This is a genomic window from Peribacillus folii, assembly GCF_030271255.1.
Lineage (GTDB): Bacteria > Bacillota > Bacilli > Bacillales > DSM-1321 > Peribacillus.
Genome location: NZ_JASJOM010000002.1, coordinates 130,775 through 151,089, shown reverse-complemented (window position 1 = coordinate 151,089; position 20,315 = coordinate 130,775). Strand labels below are relative to the sequence as shown.

General features: G+C 42.9%; 18 protein-coding genes and 1 riboswitch. Of the genes, 12 read left to right on the top strand and 6 right to left on the bottom strand.

All coding sequences use genetic code 11. The features are described from left to right. Window positions 1-190: 190 nt before the first annotated feature. Window positions 191-1,303 (bottom strand): mechanosensitive ion channel family protein, encoded by a 1,113-nt coding sequence (locus QNI08_RS03330; protein WP_285766016.1) that lies wholly within the window; start codon window positions 1,301-1,303, stop codon window positions 191-193. 192 nt (window positions 1,304-1,495) lie between these two features. On the opposite strand from QNI08_RS03330, the gene QNI08_RS03325 reads away from it, so the two are divergent. Both QNI08_RS03325 and QNI08_RS03320 read left to right on the top strand, forming a co-directional pair. Next, the gene (locus QNI08_RS03325) at window positions 1,496-2,575 is read left to right on the top strand and encodes an undecaprenyldiphospho-muramoylpentapeptide beta-N-acetylglucosaminyltransferase (RefSeq protein ID WP_285766015.1); all 1,080 of its coding nucleotides are present in this window, start codon (window positions 1,496-1,498) and stop codon (window positions 2,573-2,575) included. A 54-nt stretch (window positions 2,576-2,629) separates the two neighbouring features. Beyond that, window positions 2,630-2,779 (top strand): DUF2639 domain-containing protein, encoded by a 150-nt coding sequence (locus QNI08_RS03320; protein WP_285766014.1) that lies wholly within the window; start codon window positions 2,630-2,632, stop codon window positions 2,777-2,779. A 40-nt stretch (window positions 2,780-2,819) separates the two neighbouring features. On the opposite strand, the gene QNI08_RS03315 is transcribed toward QNI08_RS03320, so the two are convergent. The 4 genes from QNI08_RS03315 to QNI08_RS03300 all read right to left on the bottom strand — a co-directional run bounded on the left by QNI08_RS03315 (window position 2,820) and on the right by QNI08_RS03300 (window position 5,768). After that, entirely contained in the window at window positions 2,820-3,503 is a 684-nt protein-coding gene (locus tag QNI08_RS03315; protein ID WP_285766013.1) for an LrgB family protein, read from the bottom strand. Then, window positions 3,478-3,870 (bottom strand): CidA/LrgA family protein, encoded by a 393-nt coding sequence (locus tag QNI08_RS03310; RefSeq protein WP_285766012.1) that lies wholly within the window; start codon window positions 3,868-3,870, stop codon window positions 3,478-3,480. Before QNI08_RS03310 ends, QNI08_RS03315 begins: the two co-directional genes overlap by 26 nt. A 186-nt stretch (window positions 3,871-4,056) precedes the next feature. Then, entirely contained in the window at window positions 4,057-4,611 is a 555-nt protein-coding gene (locus QNI08_RS03305) for a GNAT family N-acetyltransferase (protein ID WP_285766011.1), read from the bottom strand. Between the two features lie 335 nt (window positions 4,612-4,946). After that, entirely contained in the window at window positions 4,947-5,768 is an 822-nt protein-coding gene (locus QNI08_RS03300) for an undecaprenyl-diphosphate phosphatase (RefSeq protein WP_285766323.1), read from the bottom strand. Window positions 5,769-5,937: 169 nt separating this feature from the next. Here QNI08_RS03300 and QNI08_RS03295 point away from each other — a divergent pair, with 169 nt between their 5' ends. The 6 genes from QNI08_RS03295 (at window position 5,938) to QNI08_RS03270 (ending at window position 10,784) form a co-directional block, all read left to right on the top strand. Continuing rightward, window positions 5,938-6,258: a DUF4870 domain-containing protein gene (locus tag QNI08_RS03295; protein WP_285766010.1), complete on the top strand. Its 321-nt coding sequence runs from the start codon at window positions 5,938-5,940 to the stop codon at window positions 6,256-6,258. A gap of 195 nt (window positions 6,259-6,453) precedes the next feature. After that, window positions 6,454-7,248, top strand: a complete 795-nt coding sequence (locus tag QNI08_RS03290; protein ID WP_285766009.1) for a hypothetical protein — start codon at window positions 6,454-6,456, stop codon at window positions 7,246-7,248. Between the two features lie 90 nt (window positions 7,249-7,338). Continuing rightward, window positions 7,339-7,914, top strand: coding sequence for a beta-class carbonic anhydrase (locus QNI08_RS03285; RefSeq protein WP_285766008.1), 576 nt, complete (start codon window positions 7,339-7,341; stop codon window positions 7,912-7,914). Between the two features lie 154 nt (window positions 7,915-8,068). Next, on the top strand, window positions 8,069-9,370 hold the full coding sequence (locus QNI08_RS03280) for an NCS2 family permease (protein ID WP_285766007.1): 1,302 nt from the start codon (window positions 8,069-8,071) through the stop codon (window positions 9,368-9,370). 181 nt (window positions 9,371-9,551) lie between these two features. Next, window positions 9,552-10,538: a diaminopimelate epimerase gene (dapF, locus tag QNI08_RS03275; RefSeq protein ID WP_285766006.1), complete on the top strand. Its 987-nt coding sequence runs from the start codon at window positions 9,552-9,554 to the stop codon at window positions 10,536-10,538. A 90-nt stretch (window positions 10,539-10,628) separates the two neighbouring features. Continuing rightward, window positions 10,629-10,784, top strand: a complete 156-nt coding sequence (locus tag QNI08_RS03270; protein WP_285766005.1) for a hypothetical protein — start codon at window positions 10,629-10,631, stop codon at window positions 10,782-10,784. 27 nt (window positions 10,785-10,811) lie between these two features. On the opposite strand, the gene ligD is transcribed toward QNI08_RS03270, so the two are convergent. Next, on the bottom strand, window positions 10,812-12,653 hold the full coding sequence (ligD, locus tag QNI08_RS03265) for a DNA ligase D (protein WP_285766004.1): 1,842 nt from the start codon (window positions 12,651-12,653) through the stop codon (window positions 10,812-10,814). Window positions 12,654-12,803: 150 nt separating this feature from the next. On the opposite strand from ligD, the gene ku reads away from it, so the two are divergent. The 4 genes from ku to metH all read left to right on the top strand — a co-directional run bounded on the left by ku (window position 12,804) and on the right by metH (window position 20,302). Beyond that, on the top strand, window positions 12,804-13,646 hold the full coding sequence (ku, locus tag QNI08_RS03260; RefSeq protein WP_285766003.1) for a non-homologous end joining protein Ku: 843 nt from the start codon (window positions 12,804-12,806) through the stop codon (window positions 13,644-13,646). A gap of 399 nt (window positions 13,647-14,045) precedes the next feature. Beyond that, window positions 14,046-14,699, top strand: coding sequence for an MOSC domain-containing protein (locus QNI08_RS03255; RefSeq protein ID WP_285766002.1), 654 nt, complete (start codon window positions 14,046-14,048; stop codon window positions 14,697-14,699). 111 nt (window positions 14,700-14,810) lie between these two features. Then, window positions 14,811-14,910, top strand: a riboswitch (SAM riboswitch). Between the two features lie 102 nt (window positions 14,911-15,012). Next, window positions 15,013-16,860: a bifunctional homocysteine S-methyltransferase/methylenetetrahydrofolate reductase gene (locus QNI08_RS03250; protein ID WP_285766001.1), complete on the top strand. Its 1,848-nt coding sequence runs from the start codon at window positions 15,013-15,015 to the stop codon at window positions 16,858-16,860. After that, a complete protein-coding gene (gene metH, locus QNI08_RS03245; RefSeq protein ID WP_285766000.1) occupies window positions 16,853-20,302 on the top strand; it encodes a methionine synthase in 3,450 nt (1,149 codons plus the stop codon). Before QNI08_RS03250 ends, metH begins: the two co-directional genes overlap by 8 nt. Window positions 20,303-20,315 lie beyond the last annotated feature (13 nt).

Below are 20,315 nucleotides of genomic sequence, written 5' to 3'. Positions count from 1 at the left end.
GGAGTCCTGTATCTTCAAGAATGACTAGGTAATATAATGACTAGTTTAAAAGATTATCTATGCGAAGTAAAAGAGGGGAAAAGTGTGTACCACTCATTCATATCCAGTAGTCAAAAGGCCAAAAGGTTTCGGAGGTCTAATTCCGAAACCTTTTGGCCTACTAGCTAGCGAATAAAGGGCAAGTTATTTGTCAGTCGCGCATCGATTCAAATTCGTTCATTGCTTCCACATTCGAGTCTTTTTGGAGAATGAAGGCTTGGGAAGGAATGGCGATTTGAACTTCTTCCCGTTCAAGTATTTCCATTATTTTAAAGTTCACTTCTTCCTTGATGGCTAAATATCCTGCAAAGTCAGTTGCATTCGTGAAGAAGTAAAGATAGAGGTTGAAACCGGAATGACTAAATTCATCAAATTTGACGAGAATCGTTTCAGGGTGCACCTCGTTATGTTCAATCAGCATGGTCTCGATGTCTTTAATGACGTTTTCGAGCTTTTCCTTAGGTGTTGTAAAGTTCACACCCAAATGGAATGCAATTTGGCGTTTCCCCATCTTGGACCAGTTGATGATCGGTTCATTCGAGAGAGTTGCATTCGGTACGGTAACGAGTGCCTGTGCGAATGTCCGCACCTTTGTGCTTCGGAACGTGATGTCTTCAATCGTTCCCTCAACACTTGGGGTTTTGATCCAATCACCAATGGTGAATGGCTTCTCGGTAACGATGACGATTCCACCGAAGAAGTTGCTGACTGTATCCTTGGCGGCAAGGGCGAAAGCTAATCCTCCCAAGCCAAGTCCGGCGACAAATCCATCGACATTGAATCCCCATTCTTCCGCAATGATGGATGCACCAAAAGCGAGGATGATCAATTTGATGATTTTTGTGAAAAACGGCAGTACGATTTGATCAACTTCGAGACCGAACTTACTTACAAGCTTCGGGAATAAAATGGTCAAGATCGAACTGATATTAAAAATCGTCCAAAAGAATAGGAAAACAAAAAACGACCTGTATATTTTCGATTTTAATTCATCCGAAGGTGAGTCAATCGGAAAATAGTGCAAGGAAATGATGACACCGATTAAAACGATAAGCCATCTTACCGGCCGTTCCAAAGCGAGCATCAAATTGGCGGCAAATTCAATTTTTCGTTTTTCGGCAATCCGAAGAAAGAATTTGAATATATATGTAGTGAATACTTTTCGAAGCAAAAGGAAGATCAGGAAAATGCCGATGGCAATTCCTAGTTGGGTCCAGGCCTCGATTTTATCGAATTGATGCAGTGATTCAGAAACTTCTTGCAATGTATTACTCCTCCAATGTATCTTGTAGTATTGTAGAATACTAAGATTATAATATATCCATGCTGAAAAAGGAAAAATTATCGATGATTGAGGGAAGTGTGAACTAGATAAATACTTTTTCGAGTTATGAATGGCACGGATATATGGTAATATGGATGCAAAGTGATTTTTTAAGTTTGGAAGGTGGAAAAATTGACTAAGAAAATAGTATTTACCGGTGGCGGTTCTGCCGGCCATGTATCAGTTAATGCAGCAATCATCCCGGAATTTCTCAAGCAGGAGTGGGATGTTACTTATATTGGATCAAAAAAAGGGATAGAAAAAAATATTATTGAAAAGGAATTTCCCGAGGTTCGTTATGAAACGATTTCCGTTGGGAAATTCCGCCGTTATCTTTCCATTGAAAATATGAAAGATCCGTTCAGGGTCATAAAAGGGATTTTTGATGCACGAAAAATTTTAAAAAAGGAAAAGCCCGATTTCATTTTCTCTAAAGGCGGATTCGTTTCCGTTCCCGTTGTTCTGGCAGGAAGGATGCTGAGGATTCCGATTGCCATACATGAATCGGATTACACACCTGGCCTTGCAAATAAAATTGCCATGCCACTCGCATCAAAAATATTCACGACCTTCCAGGAAACGGAAAAAGGGCTTCCGAAAGATAAGGCGATGTACCTGGGTGCCGTATTGCGGGATGGGATTTTCAAGGGGAATGCTTCTGCAGGCAAGTCTTTCTGCGGGTTTACAAGTAGAAAACCGGTGCTGCTTGTCATGGGCGGCAGCCTTGGGGCCGTAAAAATCAATAACTTGATCACAGATAATCTCGATACTTTATTAAAGGATTACCAAATCATTCACATTTGTGGAAAAGGGCATGTGAAAACGGAATTGAAACAACCGGGATACGCCCCTTTCGAATTCGTGCATGAAGAATTATTCGATCTTTTGGCGGCAGCTGATGTCGTCGTATCTAGGGCTGGCTCCAATTCAATCTTTGAGTTCCTTGGTTTGCAAAAGCCGATGTTGCTTATTCCCCTAAGTGCAAATGCTTCACGTGGAGATCAAATCCTGAATGCATCCAGCTTTGAAAAGCAGGGATTTTGTAAGGTTCTTCAAGAAGAAGAGTTGAATGATCGGGTTTTCAAAGACACATTGGCAGGCTTGGTCGATCAATCCGATGTATATCAGGAGAAAATGCGTCAAAAACGACCATTCAAAACTGCCGTGGAAATGTATGAATTATTACTTGAAGTCATGACTGCAAAAAAATAAGTATCAATCCCCTCCTAAAAGCATATCTATTTCATGAACAGAGGAGGGGGCAGTATGGCTTATGAATATTCCAAGGGGTGGTTCATCCAGCAATTAAAAGCCGGAGGAATCAGTTATCACCCAATCGAGAAGAAAAAGCTCGAGCTTTATAAAACCCATATTTTAAGGCGTTTATACGAAGACTTGAAAAAGGATCAAAAATAAAAATAACCGCAACGTCATTGGCGTTGCGGTTATTTTTCATTCATAGGAAATGGCTGATGACAGGAAAGAAGCAGGAAATCAGGATACCTGCAATCGCCATGGCCGCACCAGCGACAGCTCCGGTAAACTCGCTCTCCTGGGCCGCTTGAGCCGTCCCAAGACCATGAGCGATGGTACCATATGCGATCCCGCGGGCAAAGGGCATCGTAATATTCAATTTATCCATCATTTTGGGAGCGATCATCGTTCCCAGCACACCGGTCAAAATGACGAAGGCTGCCGAAATATTGGAATCACCGCCATAAAGCTCGGTAATTCCCACCGCGATTGGCACGGTAATCGACTTAACCGCCAAGCCTTGAAGGATGAATTGCGGCAGTGAAAAGGCTTGTGCAATGGTGAAGGCGATGGTCAAGGTGACCATGAGGCCTAATATCATGCCGCTTATCGCCGGTATCGCATATTTAACGATGATTTTCCTATTTTTATATAGCGGCACAGCCAAGGCAACGGTAGCAGGGCCAAGGAAATAGGAGATGATATTTTTTGCCGGTGAATAATCATCAAAATCCAATCCGCTTGCCAGTAAGATGAGAATGATGGTGACTGTACTGAAAAACACAGGTGTGGTAAAAGGTGTTGGGTGTTTGGCATATATTTTCCGTCCGATATAATAAGCAAGGATGGTTAGCAAGATGCTATAAGGAGTGATTAGCGCTGTCATGCTGGTTGACCTCTCCTTTATGAGATAATTTCTGAACGGTCCATGCTGACACGATGAATCCGAAAATCAAGCTGGCTCCAAGGGTAAACGCCAAAGGCAAACCATATTCAATGAATAGCCATCCCATGGTCATTAAACTGATGGAAATGGGAATAAAGAAAAAGGCGAGGTGCTTCACTAAGAATCCTGATGCCTGTTCAATCCATTCGACCTTTAAAACCTTCGTTTGTAATAAAATGAATAATAAAATCATGCCGATGACATTGCCTGGAATGGGTAAATGAAATAAGTCAGCCAAATAATAGCCGAGCTTGCAAATGACGAGCAGCAAAATAAGCTGTACGATAAAAGCCAATAATTTTTTCATGATTAAATCCTTTCGATGACGCTTTGAATATTGTGCTGAATTGGTCAATTGTATCCATTATAAAAAAATAACCTTAAAAAGAATAGGGAATTGCAACAATCTTTTCGGCGCATCCCTTGAAAACGGGAAAAAGAGCTATCCAATTTTGGAAGCTCCCGTCCTATATATGAAAAGATAAGCAAATTTTTATGCTTCGAGTAATTGCTGTTCGTCATCATCATGCTGCCTAAGGATATGAAGGGTATATAAATCTTTAGGAATTTCAAACAAGTCGAAGATATCTCCTTCATGATTGATCTGTTCATAAAGTGATTTTCTTGTATCATTGGCATTGACGGCATAGGGAAGTTTTTCCGCGGCTTTAATCGAACGGATATTTTTTTTGCGAATTCGCATGAACACCGTTTCCAGGCCGAGCTCGAAGAAAAGCTCTTTGAAGAAGGCATCTTTAGCGATGGCATTGTACCCTTTTCCATGATAAGACTTTCCAAGCCAAGTGCCTAAGAAACCTGCACCATTTTCAATATCGTACAAGGAAATGCAGCCGATTGGATTTTCCCATTCGTCAAGGATTGTTCGTGAAATCAATTCGCCAGCTTCTTCTGCCTCGATCGTTTGCTTAGTAATGAAAACATATTCTTCATATGAATCTACTTTATGGCGCACGAAAGGGAAGACATCTGGATGCGTCATTTGTTCATAAAGAGAAAAACAATCTGTGAAATCTCTCTTTTTTAACATTTCCGTCCCTCCGTTTGAGGGCAGTTTTTATGCGTAGTCGCTGCCCACCCTCGAAATTTTTTAAGTCGTTCATCAAAAAATTTCGGGGTGGGAATCGAACCCACTAGAACCGGAAACCGGTGGCGCACCATTTGCCTTCCCTATTTTTATTGTCAGAAATTATATGAATCTAAAGAAGCTTACGAAGGTATAATACTAAAAAAAAATCGGTTTGGGAATAGGTTTTTTGCCTTTTTTTTTCGTCAAATTCCAACTTTTTTTTGCCGCTTAAGAATGGCAGGCAAACGCCTGCATTTATCCCTTGAAAAAGTGGTTTTTCGCCCTGCTTTCACTCCTTAAAACGTTCCAGTATACTGCATGAACAAAACGATCGCTCCAAGGGCCCAAACGTAAATGGAGAATATTTTAAGGGACCGTTTTTTTAGGAAGTCAATCATCCATACCACGGCAATATACCCGAAGATGGCTGCAGCAAGGGTTCCGACAAAAAGGGCAGCAAGGGGGAGCCGTTCAACCTCCCCGGTAAAGATCGGCTTCATCTGAAATACAATGCCGCCGGTGATGGCTGGGATCGAAAGCAAGAAGGAAAAGTAGGCGGCGGTGGCCCTATCCAGTTTGCAGAATAGTCCAGCAGCGATCGTAAGGCCTGAACGCGAAAGTGCAGGCATGATGGCTGCAGCCTGGAAGGTTCCGATGATCAAGGCATCTTTCACGGAAATTTCATTCAGGGATTTCCCCCCTTTTTGGATTCCATCCGCTACCCATAAAATCAATCCTGTCGCTAAAAACTCCCAGCCGATGGTCACACCGGTTTTCGAAAGGCCATCAAACCAATCACTGAGTAAAAGGCCAGCAATCACTGCAGGGACTGTCCCGGCAATGAGGACCAAGGTCAGTTTGGAAAAAGGTTTTTTCAAAATGGAAAGGATGTCATTCTTATATACGACCAATAATGCCAGCAACGTTCCGATATGCAGCATGGTATCCAGAAAAATGCCTGCTTGATCAAGATGGAATAAATGTCTACCCAAATATAAATGTCCGGTGCTTGAAATAGGTAAAAACTCCGTCAGGCCTTGTATGACCCCAAGGATGAAGGCCTGGAATTCATTTAGCAAAAAAACATCACCCCTTTCTGATGTTATCGGACAATCCATTATTTTATCTGTATGCACCAGCTGGTAGAACATGTCCAGATATTTCGTCAGCGTGGTTCTTAAAAAATGGGTTTTCTCCTTCATTTTTTTCGAATAAAATGAAAAGAAAATGAAACCATTCCTCATTTGATTCGTAATTTATTTATATAGGAGAGGAGGGGAAGACACTATGCCTACTAAAGATGAAAGAGTGTTTGCTGCCCTTATATATGTAATCAGCTTTTTCACAGCATTTATCGGTCCATTAGTGATTTGGTTATTGAAGAAGGACTCATCACCATTTGTGGATTATCATGGAAGGGAGTACTTGAATTTTTTCATTACCTACACCGTTTATTCAATCGTTGCTGGGATCCTGACGATAGTCTTGGTCGGATTCTTGCTATTGCCGGTTATCGGCATCGCGTTAATCATTTTCACGATCATCGCTGCCATCAGGGCCTATGAAGGAGCGGATTACCGGTTCCCGCTGATTTTTAGGATTTTATAGGATGAGCAAGAAGGATTCCGTCCATAACGGAATCCTTCTTTTCCTTATCGAGGATAAGCTGAATAAAAAGGAAATTCATGATATGAAAGCGAATTAAAAGAAAGTAAGGGTATGGGTGGCTGGCAGCTTGGAATATAACTGGAACCAGTTAGGCGGTGAAACGTTCTTAGTTAGGAGTGAGAAGCTGAATCGACTATGAATATACGTGAATATTATCAAAAGATGAGCAATTCCAATTTTCATGCTTCATGGATATCTCTCGGATTGGCTGTTATTTTTTTCATTGGCCATGTTATCAGCCTGATTCCTGGACATATAATCTTGATCACGGCCCCTTTCATTTTTTTTAGCATCGGTTTATATATCAGCCATCGAATATATGAAAGTCGAATCAAGGGGCTGCCCCATGATTTATTTGGGAAGAACCCTGGATTGATGCAAGCCGAACATATTTTGCTGACGTTCTTGCCGGCACCGACTTTACGGCTGCTTCTATTTGCACCAGATGGTTCCCTAATGGGGGAAATCCGGGATAGGAATATGAAGTGGTTCATGTGGATGATCCCTAATTTCTTGTCGATGCTCTTGGCCAAGCAATACGAATTGGTCAATCATGAGGGACATGTACGTGCGGAGTACCACATCAAAAAAGGGTTATTCAACGAAATGTCGATCATGGATGAAAAAGGGCGTCTCATTGGTTCCTATCTAGAAAAAAGCAGCTTTGTGAAAATCGAGGGAATGATATATAAGGGGGATGGCACGGAATGGATGCCGATTCACATGCCTGGAAGTTTAAATACATTTGAAATTGTGACAAAAGATGGGCAAAAAATCGTTTCCTACCAACAAGGTTGGATGCCTGTTGAGTGGGAAAGGCGTTTCAAGACGAATACACCCATCCTTACCTTTTCAGGTAATGTTGAAGAAGTTCCTAGATTCATCATCTTCGGGTTTTGTGCCGCCGCCTTGAATCATCGTTCAAATTGACTGCGACGATCTTTAGTAAATCCATTGAATATTTGATATAATCATAGAGAAATGCTAAGAATAATTACATAAAAAGGATGGTATAAAATTATGAGCTTGCTTAATGAGATTCTTGATTACAATGAACAATTTGTAGAAAAAGGGGAATATGTGAAATATAAAACCGATAAGTTCCCTGAAAAACGAATGGTCATCATAAGTTGTATGGATACAAGGCTCGTCGAGCTATTGCCAAAATCGATGAATGTGAAAAATGGTGATGTGAAAATATTGAAGACTGCAGGGGCGATCGTCTCCCACCCATTTGGCAGTGTGATGCGGAGTATCCTGGTTGCCATTTATGAGCTAAAGGCGGATGAAGTATTGGTGATACCTCACCATGATTGTGGGATGGCTTCCGTCGATGCGGATTCTGTCGTCGAAAAGATGGTCGAACGTGATATTCCGAAAAACACCATTGATACCCTTGGAGCTGCTGGAATCGATATCCGCACCTGGCTTCGCGGATTTGATGATGTTTATGAAAGCTGTAAAAACAGCGTGGAAATTATAAAAAGCCATCCTTTAATCCCTAAAAACATACCTGTACACGGACTCATCATCTCACCTGACACCGGGAAGCTGGAAGTGGTAGTCGATGGGTATGCAGCGGTAGAAGAAAAGTAATGAAGTGTTTTGTAACTGCCGGAATTAATTCCGGCAGTTTTCTTTATTTTTAACAATTCTATTTATTTTTTTTCGTAATTTTGATAAAATCGCCAAGTGTAGTTTGTCACTTAAACAAACGGGTGGGCGAGGGACAATTCAATAAGGATACAACATGAAGAAATTTAACTTGGAAGCCCTTTTTCATTTTTCCAACCATGGAACGAATGGAAAACGAGAAATCCTGGCCGGATTGGTCGGCTATTTCACGATCGTATATATCCTCATCGTGAATTCCCTGATATTATCGGAAGCGGGCATACCGATTAATGGTGCGGTTATTGCAACCATCCTTTTGTCCGCCGTAAGCTGCATCATGATAGGGATTTGGGCGAATGTCCCGATCCTCCTCGTTCCTGGAATGGGCGTGAATGCACTATTTGCTTATACGATGGTACAGGGAATGGGATTATCCTGGCAATCAGCGCTTGGAGCTGTATTCATCTCGGGAGTCATTTTTGTGATCATTGCCTTTACGAAATACTCCAGATTAATCAGCGATGCCATTCCTAGTTCGCTGAAAGATGCCATCACAGTTGGCCTCGGCTTATTCTTGATGCTGATTGGACTTGAAAAGGGCGGGATCATCACGCAAGGTTCAACCTCCATCATCGCACTGGGAGATTTAAGCGACCCAGCAGTATGTGCGACGGTGCTGACCTTTTTACTGGCGATTACGCTTTTCATCAAGAATGTCCCTGGAAATTTCATGATCACTATCCTGGCAGGCAGTTTTATTGCCTTCTTGTGCGGAACGATGCAATTATCGGATATCCATTTTTCAAGTATGGATGCAGCTTCATATAGCGATCTTTTCTTTTCATTTTCGTTCATGGAAGTGGACCGGATTGAGTTTTGGATAGGTGTCTTTGCGATGACGATGGTTCTTGTCTTTGAAAATATCGGTCTCGTACACGGACATGTAGACAGTATCAACCGCCAGGATGCTTATAAAAAGTCGCTAAAGGCGACAAGTGTTTCCGTTCTGTTATCAGGTGTTTTCGGTTCAAGTCCTACCGTTGCAACTGTAGAAACGGCAGCTGGAATTGCCTCAGGAGGCAGGACCGGATTTGCCTCTGTCGTGACAGGCTTGCTTTTCATCCTTTCATTGCTATTTATCCCAGTGATAAAAGTGATTCCGGATAGTGCCATAGCGCCGATTTTAATCATAATCGGCATTTTGATGCTAGGAAACATCAAAAGATTGGATTTCAGCGATCTTACCGAGAGTGTACCTGCAATCATGATCATTACGATCATTCCATTTACGTACAGTATTGCTGATGGAATGGCATTCGGCTTCATTCTTTATCCATTCTTGAAGCTTGTAACCGGAAAAGCGAGAGAAGTTTCAGCCCCGATGTATGTTAGTGCGGCACTGTTTATCGTATATTTCATCATCGGTTTGATCGGTTAATACTTTTGGAAGAGCGGTGTGAAAGGGGGATTCCTCCTTCCAGCCGCTCTTCCTTGCATAGTACATAACATTGAAGGATTGCCTTTATTTACTTTTCACGATGACACATCTATTGTGAAAATGCTATGATATAGAATATTAAAAAAATGATAAAGACATGCATATTTAAGGAAGTGACAGGATGATTATTGAAGGGTTAAAAAGCCATGGCTCAGGAAATGATTTCTTAATCATTGATGAATTGACCACGAACTTGACGTTTACTGAACAAGAAAGAGAAAACTTTGCGAAGGCTCTTTGCGATAGGGGAAGACTTGGAGCGGACGGCATTTTGTTTGTGATGAAAAGTGAACAGGCTGATTGCCGGATGCGGGTCTTTAATGCCGACGGATCGGAAGCATCGATGTGCGGTAATGGGCTTCGTTGTGTGGCCAGATATGCAAATGATGTGTTAGGGCTCGACAAAATGACAGTCGAAACGATGAAAGCAAACCTACTCGTTGAAAAAACGGACGATATTTATCAGGGAATCCCCACGTTCAAGGTGGAAATTTCCCCCGTCAGCTTCAATGTGAAGGATCTGCCGCTTATCATTGAAAAAGAAACGCTAAAAAACGAACCATTGCCAGAGCTTCATTCATCGCTATTGTTTTCGGCATTGGCAGTTCCCAATCCACATCTAATTACCCTCGTGGATAAGGCAATTTTACAAAGCGAACTGCAAGCGGACCTTTCCGCCAAAGTGAATCGACCGAATCCGCTTTTCCCTGACGGCGTCAATGTCAGTTTTGTCAAGGAACTCGAACCGGGCCGCATTTACGTACGGACCTTTGAACGGGGAGTAGGCTTCACAAATGCTTGCGGAACGGCGATGTCGGCTTCCAGTCTAATAACCTGCTCTGTTGGATTGAATGAACTGGAGCGTGAAATCTCTGTCTACAACAACGGCGGCAAGGTTAAATGCGTCGTCCACCGTAATAAAGAAAACCAAACCTATACCATAGACTTAATCGGGAACGCAACCTATGAATACAAAATTTCACTTGACATAGACAAAAATCTTCCCGAACAATTCGAAATACTCGAAAAACAAGAATTTGAAGAAGAAGCAAGCCTGTATGCCAAACTGCAAGATGAAGTACAAACATACTTGCAATCTGCATTATAAAGATAAAAAAGAGGTGTGCGGCAATCGATGCCGCACACCTCTTTGTACCGGTATTGAACAAGCAGTTTTTTAGGAGGATGACTCAAAAAAGTGCGGTATTCGCCAGAACGCACCACGAATCTTGAGAAAAATACGCAATTGAAGAGCGAACGCCGCAAAGTGGAGAGCACATCCCGTTTCGCGAGTATATCGTCTAAATTCGCGAGTAAAGCAGCCAACCTCGCGAGTAATCCCTCCGCATCATAGGACTACGTAAATGCTAACAATCCAGGATCAGTCTTTTTTTTGCATAAGAAAGGACAATACATCTTGGAAGGCGGCTTCGTTATCGATCTGGCGATATTCTCTGAATGCACAGCCGTCCCTTTTGATGCGGGTCGGGACGGTTAGGATGGTAAAGTCCTTTAGCTGGAGGTCTTCGTTCACTTCCTCCCAAAATAAAGGGGCAGCAATGCCTGCGAAATCATTCCCTCGGGGGGAATAAGGCACAATGATGGTTTTTCCTTCACCATGCTGAACAAAGTCCAGGTAAAGTCGATTATGCCGGTTCACCTTCATTCTTTCCATCGTAAAATCAGTAGGGTATGAACTTATTAAGTAATGGCCTAGAAAATCAGTGAATATGCGTGTCTCTTGATAAGTGAAGCGGTCTTCAGGCAGTGGGATGTGAATTTGGAGTCCTTTGTTGCCGGATGTCTTCACGAAAGCTTCAATCCGTAATGAGTCCATCACTTTTTTTATTTCTTGGGCAGCCTTTATGGCAAGTGAGAAGTGTTCGATTGAAGGAGGATCCAAGTCCAAGACGATTTCATCCGGTTTTGTTTTTCCCGCTTTTTGAAACGGAGCATGGAATTCCAATGCGAGTTGGTTACCAAACCAAAGAAGTGTTTCAACATCATTGCATAGCATATATTCAATATCCTCTTCCTTGAACGTTTTAATAAAACCGGGCGCATAGTCAGGCTTGTTTTTCTGGTAAAACCTCTCCTTATCCAGTGTGCCATGTGGATATCTAATCGTTGTTAATAATTTATCCTTCAAGAAAGGTAAGAAGAAAGCGGAAAGTTCGCGCAAATATTGAAGGTATTCAACTTTAATTACATCTTTCCCGGCTGTTGTCCATAGTGGTTTATCGCGGGAGGTTATTTGAACGGTTTCTGGAAATGTATATTGACTGATTATAAATTTCTCCCATGTACATTCTTTTGGAGTTAAGTGCAAAAGCCACTGGGAAAACTGGGGCTCGCGCAATTCATTTTCTTCATAAACGTGTAAGCATTGGACTTGGATGCATATGGAGGGTTGGATATAAAAGAATTGACCGTCCTCTCCTGAAGCATTTTGCTTAATTAAATCATGGAGAATTTTTTTATCTTGGCCACTCAGACCATTTTTTACACTGCCGATTTTCGTTACGTCACCTTCCTTGAAGACCCCAAGGGAAACGTATCCGTTTTCTTTATGCAATGCTGTGATGAAGCAGGAAATGGTCTTCCAATTCTTGACTTTAATCCAAGCATTGGTGCGCTTACCTTCTTGCCAGGTTCCTCGACTTTCCTTTGCCACCATTCCCTCACCATCCAAAAGGATTACTTCATTCAATGCAATATCCAAACAATCGAAGCTCTCGATTATTTGCACTAATGCTTTATTGGTGGGATCAGGAGGACTAGGAAGGCCGAGTTTTCCCCCCATATCGACCATCAAACTTCTTCGCGTGTTCAATGATTGACCTCTAATATCCTTGCCCTTGATGCGCAGCAAATCGAACGCAATGAACCGGCATGGGGAGAATTGCGCATTTTTAGAAATCATGGATTGGTTACGAAGCCGGCCGCGCCATTGGATTTGAAAAAAGTCTGCTTTTGCTTGATTCGTTAGCCAGACCAATTCACCATCCAGCTGTAACGGAAGATATGGTTCAAGATCTATTTCTTCAATGAAGGCTATGACTTCCGGGAATAAAGAGGATAGTTCCTTTTCATTTCGACTCTTGATGCTGATTGAATCAGAGTCAATCTCTAAAATGGCCCTAAAACCGTCATACTTGACTTCATAACGCCAATCCTTGGAACTGGGGGCCTCTGGGTAATAAGTAGGCAGCATTGGTTTCATATTATAAAACACCTTCCGAAAATAAATGATTAACATTATTTTGCCAAAAAAACAAAAGCTTAGAGTTGGCAAATTTTTTTTCGGTTTAATTTTAAGAAAAGGGAATAATAATAGTGTTCTTAAATATAAAACACTAATGAGGTGACCCATATGCATACAATGTGGAAGGGGAGCATATCATTTGGTTTGGTGAACATTCCGATAAAACTACATGCGGCCACGGAGGACAAGGACATTTCTTTACGGACGCTGCATAAGGAATGTCATTCACCGATCAAATATGAAAAAGTTTGTCCGGTCTGCCAGAAAGAAGTGGGTAAAGATGATATTGTTCGCGCTTTTGAATATACAAAAGGAAAATTCGTCGTTTTGGAGGACCATGAACTTGAACAGCTAAAAAAACAAAATGAAGAAAGGGCCGTCGAAATTGTAGATTTTGTTAAAATAGAGGAAATTGATCCAATCTATTTTAACCGAAGTTATTATATGTCTCCCAATGATGGAGGGATAAAGGCATATTCCCTTTTAAGGCAGGCGCTTAAGGAGTCCAATAAGGTAGGTATCGCGAAAATCATCATTCGCTCAAAAGAACAAATGGCAGTCATTCGAGTCGTTGAAAACACGCTTGTGATGGAAACGATACATTATCCGGATGAAGTCCGCTCAGCAGCGGATGTTCCGAACATCCCTGCAAATGACACAATCGTAAAAAAAGAAATCGATACAGCCGTACTTTTGATTGATCAATTAACGTCGACTTTCGAACCAACCAAATACACGGATGATTATCGAACCGCTTTACTCGAACTGATCGAGTCGAAGAAGACGGGAGAGAAGACGGTTGCAGCCAAAACTAAGGAACCGGTGGCAAACAATGTAACCGACTTAATGGAGGCGCTGCAAGCTTCTATTGATCGAACGAAGCATGATGAACCGGAAAAGAAAAGAACCACTCGTAAGAAGGCGGCAACGAAAAAAAAGAAACAAGCATAATATATGATGGCCAAACGGAGCAGGAATGCGTCGCTTGGCTTTTTCCGTTTAAATAAGCGAAAAAGTATGGAGCACAAAAAAAATCGCTCCCTAAAGAGCGACAATGAGGAATTCAATCGTGAAATCAACATATAGGCGAACCGTTGTAGTTTTCGACTATATATTGTGTTCATATTCTACCATATTTAATTCTGAAATAGCAACATAATTAAGGTAATTAACAGATGAATTTTTCTGGAATTCCATGATATATCAGCCAATTTAAAGGCTGGAACCCTTATGGCAATTTTCAGAATGATATATTCTCCTAAAAGACTATAGAATGAATTGGATTTTTAGTATAATTTATTCATATTTGAAAGATATAAATACATTAAATGAAGATTGGGAGAGAAAAGAATGGAAAATGAGAAGAAACTAGTTTCACTTCAAGTCGGTAAGCCAAAACAAGAATCTTTTGCGAATGTCAACCTTTTTTCCGCCATGGATAAACGGTCCGTGAATGCCTTGTCAGTAACGAAGTCTGGTATAGTCGGTGACGGGGTAGGAGATGAAAGGTTTCATGGAGGCCCTGATCGGGTTATTTGTTTTTATCCCTACGAACACTACGCATTATGGAATGAGAAGTTTTCTAAGAAGCTTGATATTCCTGCGTTTGGTGAAAATGTGACTGTGGCAGGAATGATTGAGGACGCCACTTATATTGGTGATATTTATCAAATAGGAGAAGCGATCGTCCAAATCAACCAAGGAAGGATTCCTTGCTCGACGATTTCCCATTTTAACCGCGAGCCCGGTTTTTTGAAATTAGTCATGAAAACGGGTTTCACTGGTTATTTTGCAAGGGTGATCAAAGAGGGGGTCATGAACAAAGAAGATGAAATCTTGCTGCTCGAGCGCCAGCAGGAAAAAATCTCGGTCCAATACGCCACGGAGGTGATCCTTCATGGGAGGGACGGTGTGGAAGGAGCACGTGCTTTACTTGCTTTGGATTCCCTCGCGGAGGATTGGAAGAAGAGGGCTGCAAAGCGCATTCATGCTGCGAAGGCTTAAGTGATTTGTTTGAAAAATGAAAAAATGATTAGGAAAAGTATTGAAATTGACAGATTATTAATGTAAATTAAGAATTAATAAATTTTTAAATGTTGTGAAAATTATATATCGATCTTATCGAGAGAGGTGGAGGGACTGGCCCGGCGAAACCTCAGCAACCAGCTTAAGGCAAAGGTGCTAAATCCAGCAAGCGGAGCTTGATAGATGAGGAGAATGTTTCAGGAAACCTTCTTCTTTGAGAAGGTTTTTTTCTTTTCTCTCATACGCTTAGAAAATGACAAAAACAGGATTGTTTTTGAGAGAGGGTGTAGTGATGAATTTTCGTAAAGAATTGAAAGAAAGAATGCTGGTTGGAGAAGGGGCAATGGGGACTTTATTATATTCCTATGGCATCGATCAATGTTATGAGGAATTGAACTGTACGAATCCAGATCAAATCGAATCGATCCATCGAGCCTATTTGGAGGCAGGTGCAGACATCCTTCAATCGAATACGTATGGCGCCAACTTCAGCAAGTTGAAGCGTTATGGACTTGAAGAAGAGGTAAGCAGGATCAATCGTCAGGGAGTCATCCTCGCTAAAAAAGCGGCAAAGGGCAAGGCTTACGTCTTCGGTACGATCGGGGCGCAGCGGAGTATCAGAAAGTCGGATTTAAGCATGGAGGAAATAAAGCGGGGCTTTCGTGAACAATTATACAGCTTGCTGATGGAAAGCCCGGACGGGATTATCCTCGAAACATTTTATGACCTGGAAGAATTGGAAACCGTGCTGCAAATCGTGAAAAAAGAAACGGAACTGCCAATCATCGCTAATGTTTCGATGCACGAATTGGGCAACCTTCAAAATGGGATCCATTTAAATGAGGCATTTCAAAAACTCGAGCAATTGGGCGCCGATGTCGTGGGCGTGAATTGCCGGCTTGGTCCGCATCATATGATTCGAGCCTTGGAAGAAGTGAGCCTGCCCAAGCATGCTTCGATTGCCATTTATCCCAATGCCAGTCTCCCGGACTATGTGGACGGCAGGCTCGTCTATAAGGCCGTGCCTGAATATTTTGGCTCAAGTGCCATCGACTTGCGTAAGCAAGGTGCCACGATCATAGGGGGGTGCTGCGGAACGACTCCCCTGCATATTCAAGCCGTGAAGAAGGCTGTTGGAAGCATGGTTCCCGTGAAAGAAAAAATCACGAAACCCCGGGAAATAGAGATAATTGAAATCAACAATGGAGAAGGGGAACTCCCTCTATATGAAAAGGCCAAAACGGAAAGGACGATCCTTGTTGAACTCGATCCGCCGAAGAAGCTGGGAATAGAAGCTTTCATGATCGGGGCGAAGGCTTTAAAAACTGCTGGGGTCGATTCGATTACCTTAGCAGATAATTCACTTGCTTCCCCGAGGATATCGAACGAAGCACTGGCGAATTTGTTGAAGAATCAATTGAATGTAAAGCCAATGGTACATATTACATGCCGTGATCGCAATTTGATTGGACTGCAATCACACTTAATGGGCCTGCAGACCGTGGGCTTGAACGAGATATTGATCATTACCGGCGATCCATCAAAAATCGGGGACTTCCCTGGTGCCACATCGGTTTATGATCTATCCTCCTTTGACTTGATTAGCATGGTCAAACAATTCAATGAAGGCCTTTCCTATTCGGGCCAAAGCTTGGGCCAACGAGCCAATTTCAAGATTGCCGCCGCGTTCAATCCAAATGTGAAATACTTGGATAAAGCGGTGCAGCGTATGGAAAAGAAGGCTGCCTGTGGTGCTCAATCCTTTTTGACACAGCCCATTTACTCAGTCCAACAAATGGAAGAAGTCCACGAGGCGACCAAACATTTGGAAACACCGATTTTCATCGGTATCATGCCTTTGACAAGTACGCGAAATGCCGAATTCATCCACAATGAAATACCAGGCATCAAATTGCCTGACAATGTGAGGCGGGCAATGGCTTTAGCAGGGAATGACCCTGTACAGGCAAGGATGGAGGGCGTGAGCATCGCCAGGGAGCTGGTGGATGCAGCCAGGGATAAATTTAAGGGAATCTATTTGATCACCCCTTTCCTTCGTTATGAAATGACAGCGGAACTAACGAAATATATAAGGGAAGTCGACAGTAAACAAACATCAGAGGTGGCAGTGCATGAATAAAAAAGCGATACAGAAACAGCTGGATTCCAAAATTCTCCTTCTGGACGGGGCGATGGGAACCATGCTTCAGGCAGAGAATTTGACAGCAGAGGATTTTGGCGGAGAACAGTTCGAGGGATGCAATGAATACTTATCGCTGATGCAGCCTGAGCTCATCCAATCCATTCATGAAACCTATTTGGCAGCAGGTGCCGATATCATTGAAACAAATACTTTTGGTGCTACAAGCATTGTTCTTGATGAATACCAAATAAGCACGATTGCATACAAGCTCAATAAAATTTCTGCAGAGCTTGCCGTACGAGCTTGTGAAAAGTATTCAAATGACAGCTGGCCACGATATGTAGCAGGTTCGATGGGTCCCACGACAAAAACACTGTCGGTTACAGGTGGAACGACTTTCGATATTTTGACCGACTCATACGAAGAGCAGGCACTCGGACTCCTGGACGGAGGGGTGGATCTTTTATTGGTGGAAACTTGTCAGGATATGCTTAATGTCAAGGCTGCCTTTTCCGGTATCGAAGCTGCTTTCGCCAAAACCGGAAAAGAAGTCCCGGTTATGATATCCGGGACGATCGAACCGATGGGCACCACTCTTGCCGGCCAGTCAATCGAAGCTTTCTATTTATCGGTCGAGCATATGAAGCCTATTGCTGTTGGCTTGAATTGTGCCACAGGACCTGAATTCATGATCGATCATATTAGGACACTTGCAGAGATCGCAAACAGTGCGATCAGCTGTTACCCGAATGCCGGCCTCCCGGATGAGGAGGGACATTATCATGAGTCGCCCGTCTCACTTGCGGAGAAAATGAAGCAATTTGCCGAAAAAGGCTGGGTCAATATAATAGGAGGATGCTGCGGCACCACACCAGAGCATATAAGAGAGCTCTCCAAGGTTCTCAAAGGCTCGCAGCCAAGGGTAAAGGCTGAACCCGCTCATGGTCATGCCGTATCAGGCATAGAGCCGCTCATATATGATGAGTCAATGCGGCCTTTGTTCGTAGGTGAGAGAACGAATGTTATCGGATCAAGAAAATTCAAGGAGCTGATCCGCGGGAAACAATACGAGCCTGCTGCCGAAATCGCACGTGCCCAAGTGAAGAAAGGTGCACATGTGATTGATATTTGCCTCGCAGATCCTGATGGGGATGAGCTCGGCGACATGAAGGAGTTTGTGGAAGAGGTCGTCAAGAAAGTGAAGGTGCCCTTGGTCATCGATACGACGGATGAAGCTGTACTTGAACAAGCATTAAAACATTCACAAGGAAAATCAATCATCAATTCTATAAACCTGGAAGATGGTGAAGAGCGCTTTGAAAAGATCGTGCCATTTATCCATCGATATGGTGCAGCCGTCGTCGTCGGAACCATTGACGAAACGGGGATGGCCGTCGATGCCGATCGGAAAATCGAAGTTGCCGCCCGTTCTGTCGATCTGCTTGTCAATAAGTATGGACTAAGCAGAAGCGATATCATTTTCGATCCACTTGTATTTCCAGTCGGTACGGGAGATGAGCAATATATCGGATCTGCGTTGGAAACGGTGAAAGGAATCAAGGCAATTAAAGAGAAATTCCCGGAATGCTTGACGATACTCGGCATCTCGAATGTTTCTTTCGGTCTGCCGGCAAGGGGAAGGGAAATCCTGAATGCCGTTTTCCTGTACCATTGTACAAAAGCAGGACTTGATTACGCTATCGTTAATACGGAAAAGCTTGAGCGCTTCGCCCTGATACCTGAAGAAGAAGTCAAATTGGCTGAGGCATTGCTATTCGAGACATCGAGTGAAACCTTGGCCATATTCACTGAATTTTATCGGGGCAAAAAAGCGGAGAAGAAGGATGCTGGAATTCTCCTGCCATTGAACGATCGTTTGGGGAATTATATTATCGAAGGAACGAAGGAAGGCTTAATTGAAGACTTAAATAAAGCCATCGAACGAGGTGATACTCCGTTGGATATCATCAATGGACCATTGATGGCTGGGATGGCTGAAGTGGGAAGATTATTCAACGACAATCAGCTCATTGTTGCAGAAGTGCTTCAAAGTGCCGAGGCGATGAAGGCGGCAGTGTCCCATCTTGAACCGCTAATGGAAAACGCTGAAGATAGCGCTAAGAAAGGGAAGATCCTATTGGCGACTGTCAAGGGGGATGTGCATGATATAGGCAAGAACCTAGTGGATATCATTCTCTCGAATAATGGGTATGAGGTCATCGATCTTGGTATTAAGGTTGCACCGCAGCAAATCATTGAAGAAGTTCGAAAGCATGAACCGACGATCATTGGCCTGTCAGGCTTACTTGTAAAATCGGCACAGCAAATGGTTTTGACGGCACAAGATTTGCGTCAAGCTGGAATTGACACCCCAATTTTGGTTGGAGGGGCCGCATTGTCCCGTAAATTCACTGATTTTAAAATATCCCCAGAGTATGGCGGCCCGGTGCTATATTCCAAGGATGCGATGGATGGGCTGGCGGTAACGAATATTTTACATGATACGAACAAGAAAGTGGTGTATCTGGAGGAGCTGGTCGAGAAACGAGAAAAGTCGAAAGCAAATGCCGCCATTGCTGCCACTTTGGAGAAGCCGGTGCGAAAACAATCGACAGCTGCACCTTTAAGCGACGCTCCCGTTCAAGAGCCGCGTGATACGAAGCGCCATGTTTTGAAGAACTATCCAATGGATGTCGTTCAGCCATATATTAATCGCCAAATGCTGATTGGGCATCATTTGGGGTTGAAGGGCAGGGTAGCGGAGCTGGTGAAGCAAGGCAATGAAAAAGCGGTGCAGCTGAATGATCTCGTCGATGAATTGATTGAATTCCTAAAATCAGAACCGGATTATGGATTGAATGCGATCTATCAATTCTTTCCTGCCCAAAGTGATGGGAACAGGCTTTTAATTTACAATCCAGATGATCATTTGGAGGTATTGGAAACGTTCGATTTCCCGCGTCAGGATACGAATCCGCATCTTTGTTTAGCGGATTTCGCCAAATCGGTTTCATCGGGTAAAATGGACTATGTCGGCTTTTTCCTCGTCACAGCCGGTAAAGGAATCAGGAAATGGGCAGAAAAACTAAAGCTTGAAGGTGATTTCCTGAAAAATCACGCCTTGCAATCACTTGCTCTTGAAACTGCTGAGGGATTTGCGGAAAGAATACATCAATTGATGCGTGATGATCTAGGAATAGGCGACCCGATTGAAATGTCCATGAAAGAAAGGTTTGCAGCGAAGTATACTGGACAAAGGTTTTCGTTTGGGTATCCCGCATGCCCCAATCTCGAAGACCAGGAGAAGCTCTTCCGTCTCTTACAGCCTCAAGACATAGGCGTGGAATTGACCGAAGGATGCATGATGGAGCCTGAGGCCTCCGTTTCCGCCATCGTTTTTGCTCATCCGGAAGCACGATACTTCAATGTCGATCGTTAAATGCATGGATAAG

Bases quoted from the DNA above. Each gene is read 5' to 3' on its own strand.
- QNI08_RS03320 (WP_285766014.1), top strand. From the start codon at position 2,630: ATGGCTTATGAATATTCCAAGGGGTGGTTCATCCAGCAATTAAAAGCC.
- QNI08_RS03315 (WP_285766013.1), bottom strand. From the start codon at position 3,503: ATGACAGCGCTAATCACTCCTTATAGCATCTTGCTAACCATCCTTGCT.
- QNI08_RS03310 (WP_285766012.1), bottom strand. From the start codon at position 3,870: ATGAAAAAATTATTGGCTTTTATCGTACAGCTTATTTTGCTGCTCGTC.
- QNI08_RS03305 (WP_285766011.1), bottom strand. From the start codon at position 4,611: ATGTTAAAAAAGAGAGATTTCACAGATTGTTTTTCTCTTTATGAACAA.
- QNI08_RS03300 (WP_285766323.1), bottom strand. From the start codon at position 5,768: ATGGATTGTCCGATAACATCAGAAAGGGGTGATGTTTTTTTGCTAAAT.
- QNI08_RS03295 (WP_285766010.1), top strand. From the start codon at position 5,938: ATGCCTACTAAAGATGAAAGAGTGTTTGCTGCCCTTATATATGTAATC.
- QNI08_RS03290 (WP_285766009.1), top strand. From the start codon at position 6,454: ATGAATATACGTGAATATTATCAAAAGATGAGCAATTCCAATTTTCAT.
- QNI08_RS03285 (WP_285766008.1), top strand. From the start codon at position 7,339: ATGAGCTTGCTTAATGAGATTCTTGATTACAATGAACAATTTGTAGAA.
- QNI08_RS03280 (WP_285766007.1), top strand. From the start codon at position 8,069: ATGAAGAAATTTAACTTGGAAGCCCTTTTTCATTTTTCCAACCATGGA.
- dapF (WP_285766006.1), top strand. From the start codon at position 9,552: ATGATTATTGAAGGGTTAAAAAGCCATGGCTCAGGAAATGATTTCTTA.
- ligD (WP_285766004.1), bottom strand. From the start codon at position 12,653: ATGAAACCAATGCTGCCTACTTATTACCCAGAGGCCCCCAGTTCCAAG.
- ku (WP_285766003.1), top strand. From the start codon at position 12,804: ATGCATACAATGTGGAAGGGGAGCATATCATTTGGTTTGGTGAACATT.
- QNI08_RS03255 (WP_285766002.1), top strand. From the start codon at position 14,046: ATGGAAAATGAGAAGAAACTAGTTTCACTTCAAGTCGGTAAGCCAAAA.
- QNI08_RS03250 (WP_285766001.1), top strand. From the start codon at position 15,013: ATGAATTTTCGTAAAGAATTGAAAGAAAGAATGCTGGTTGGAGAAGGG.
- metH (WP_285766000.1), top strand. From the start codon at position 16,853: ATGAATAAAAAAGCGATACAGAAACAGCTGGATTCCAAAATTCTCCTT.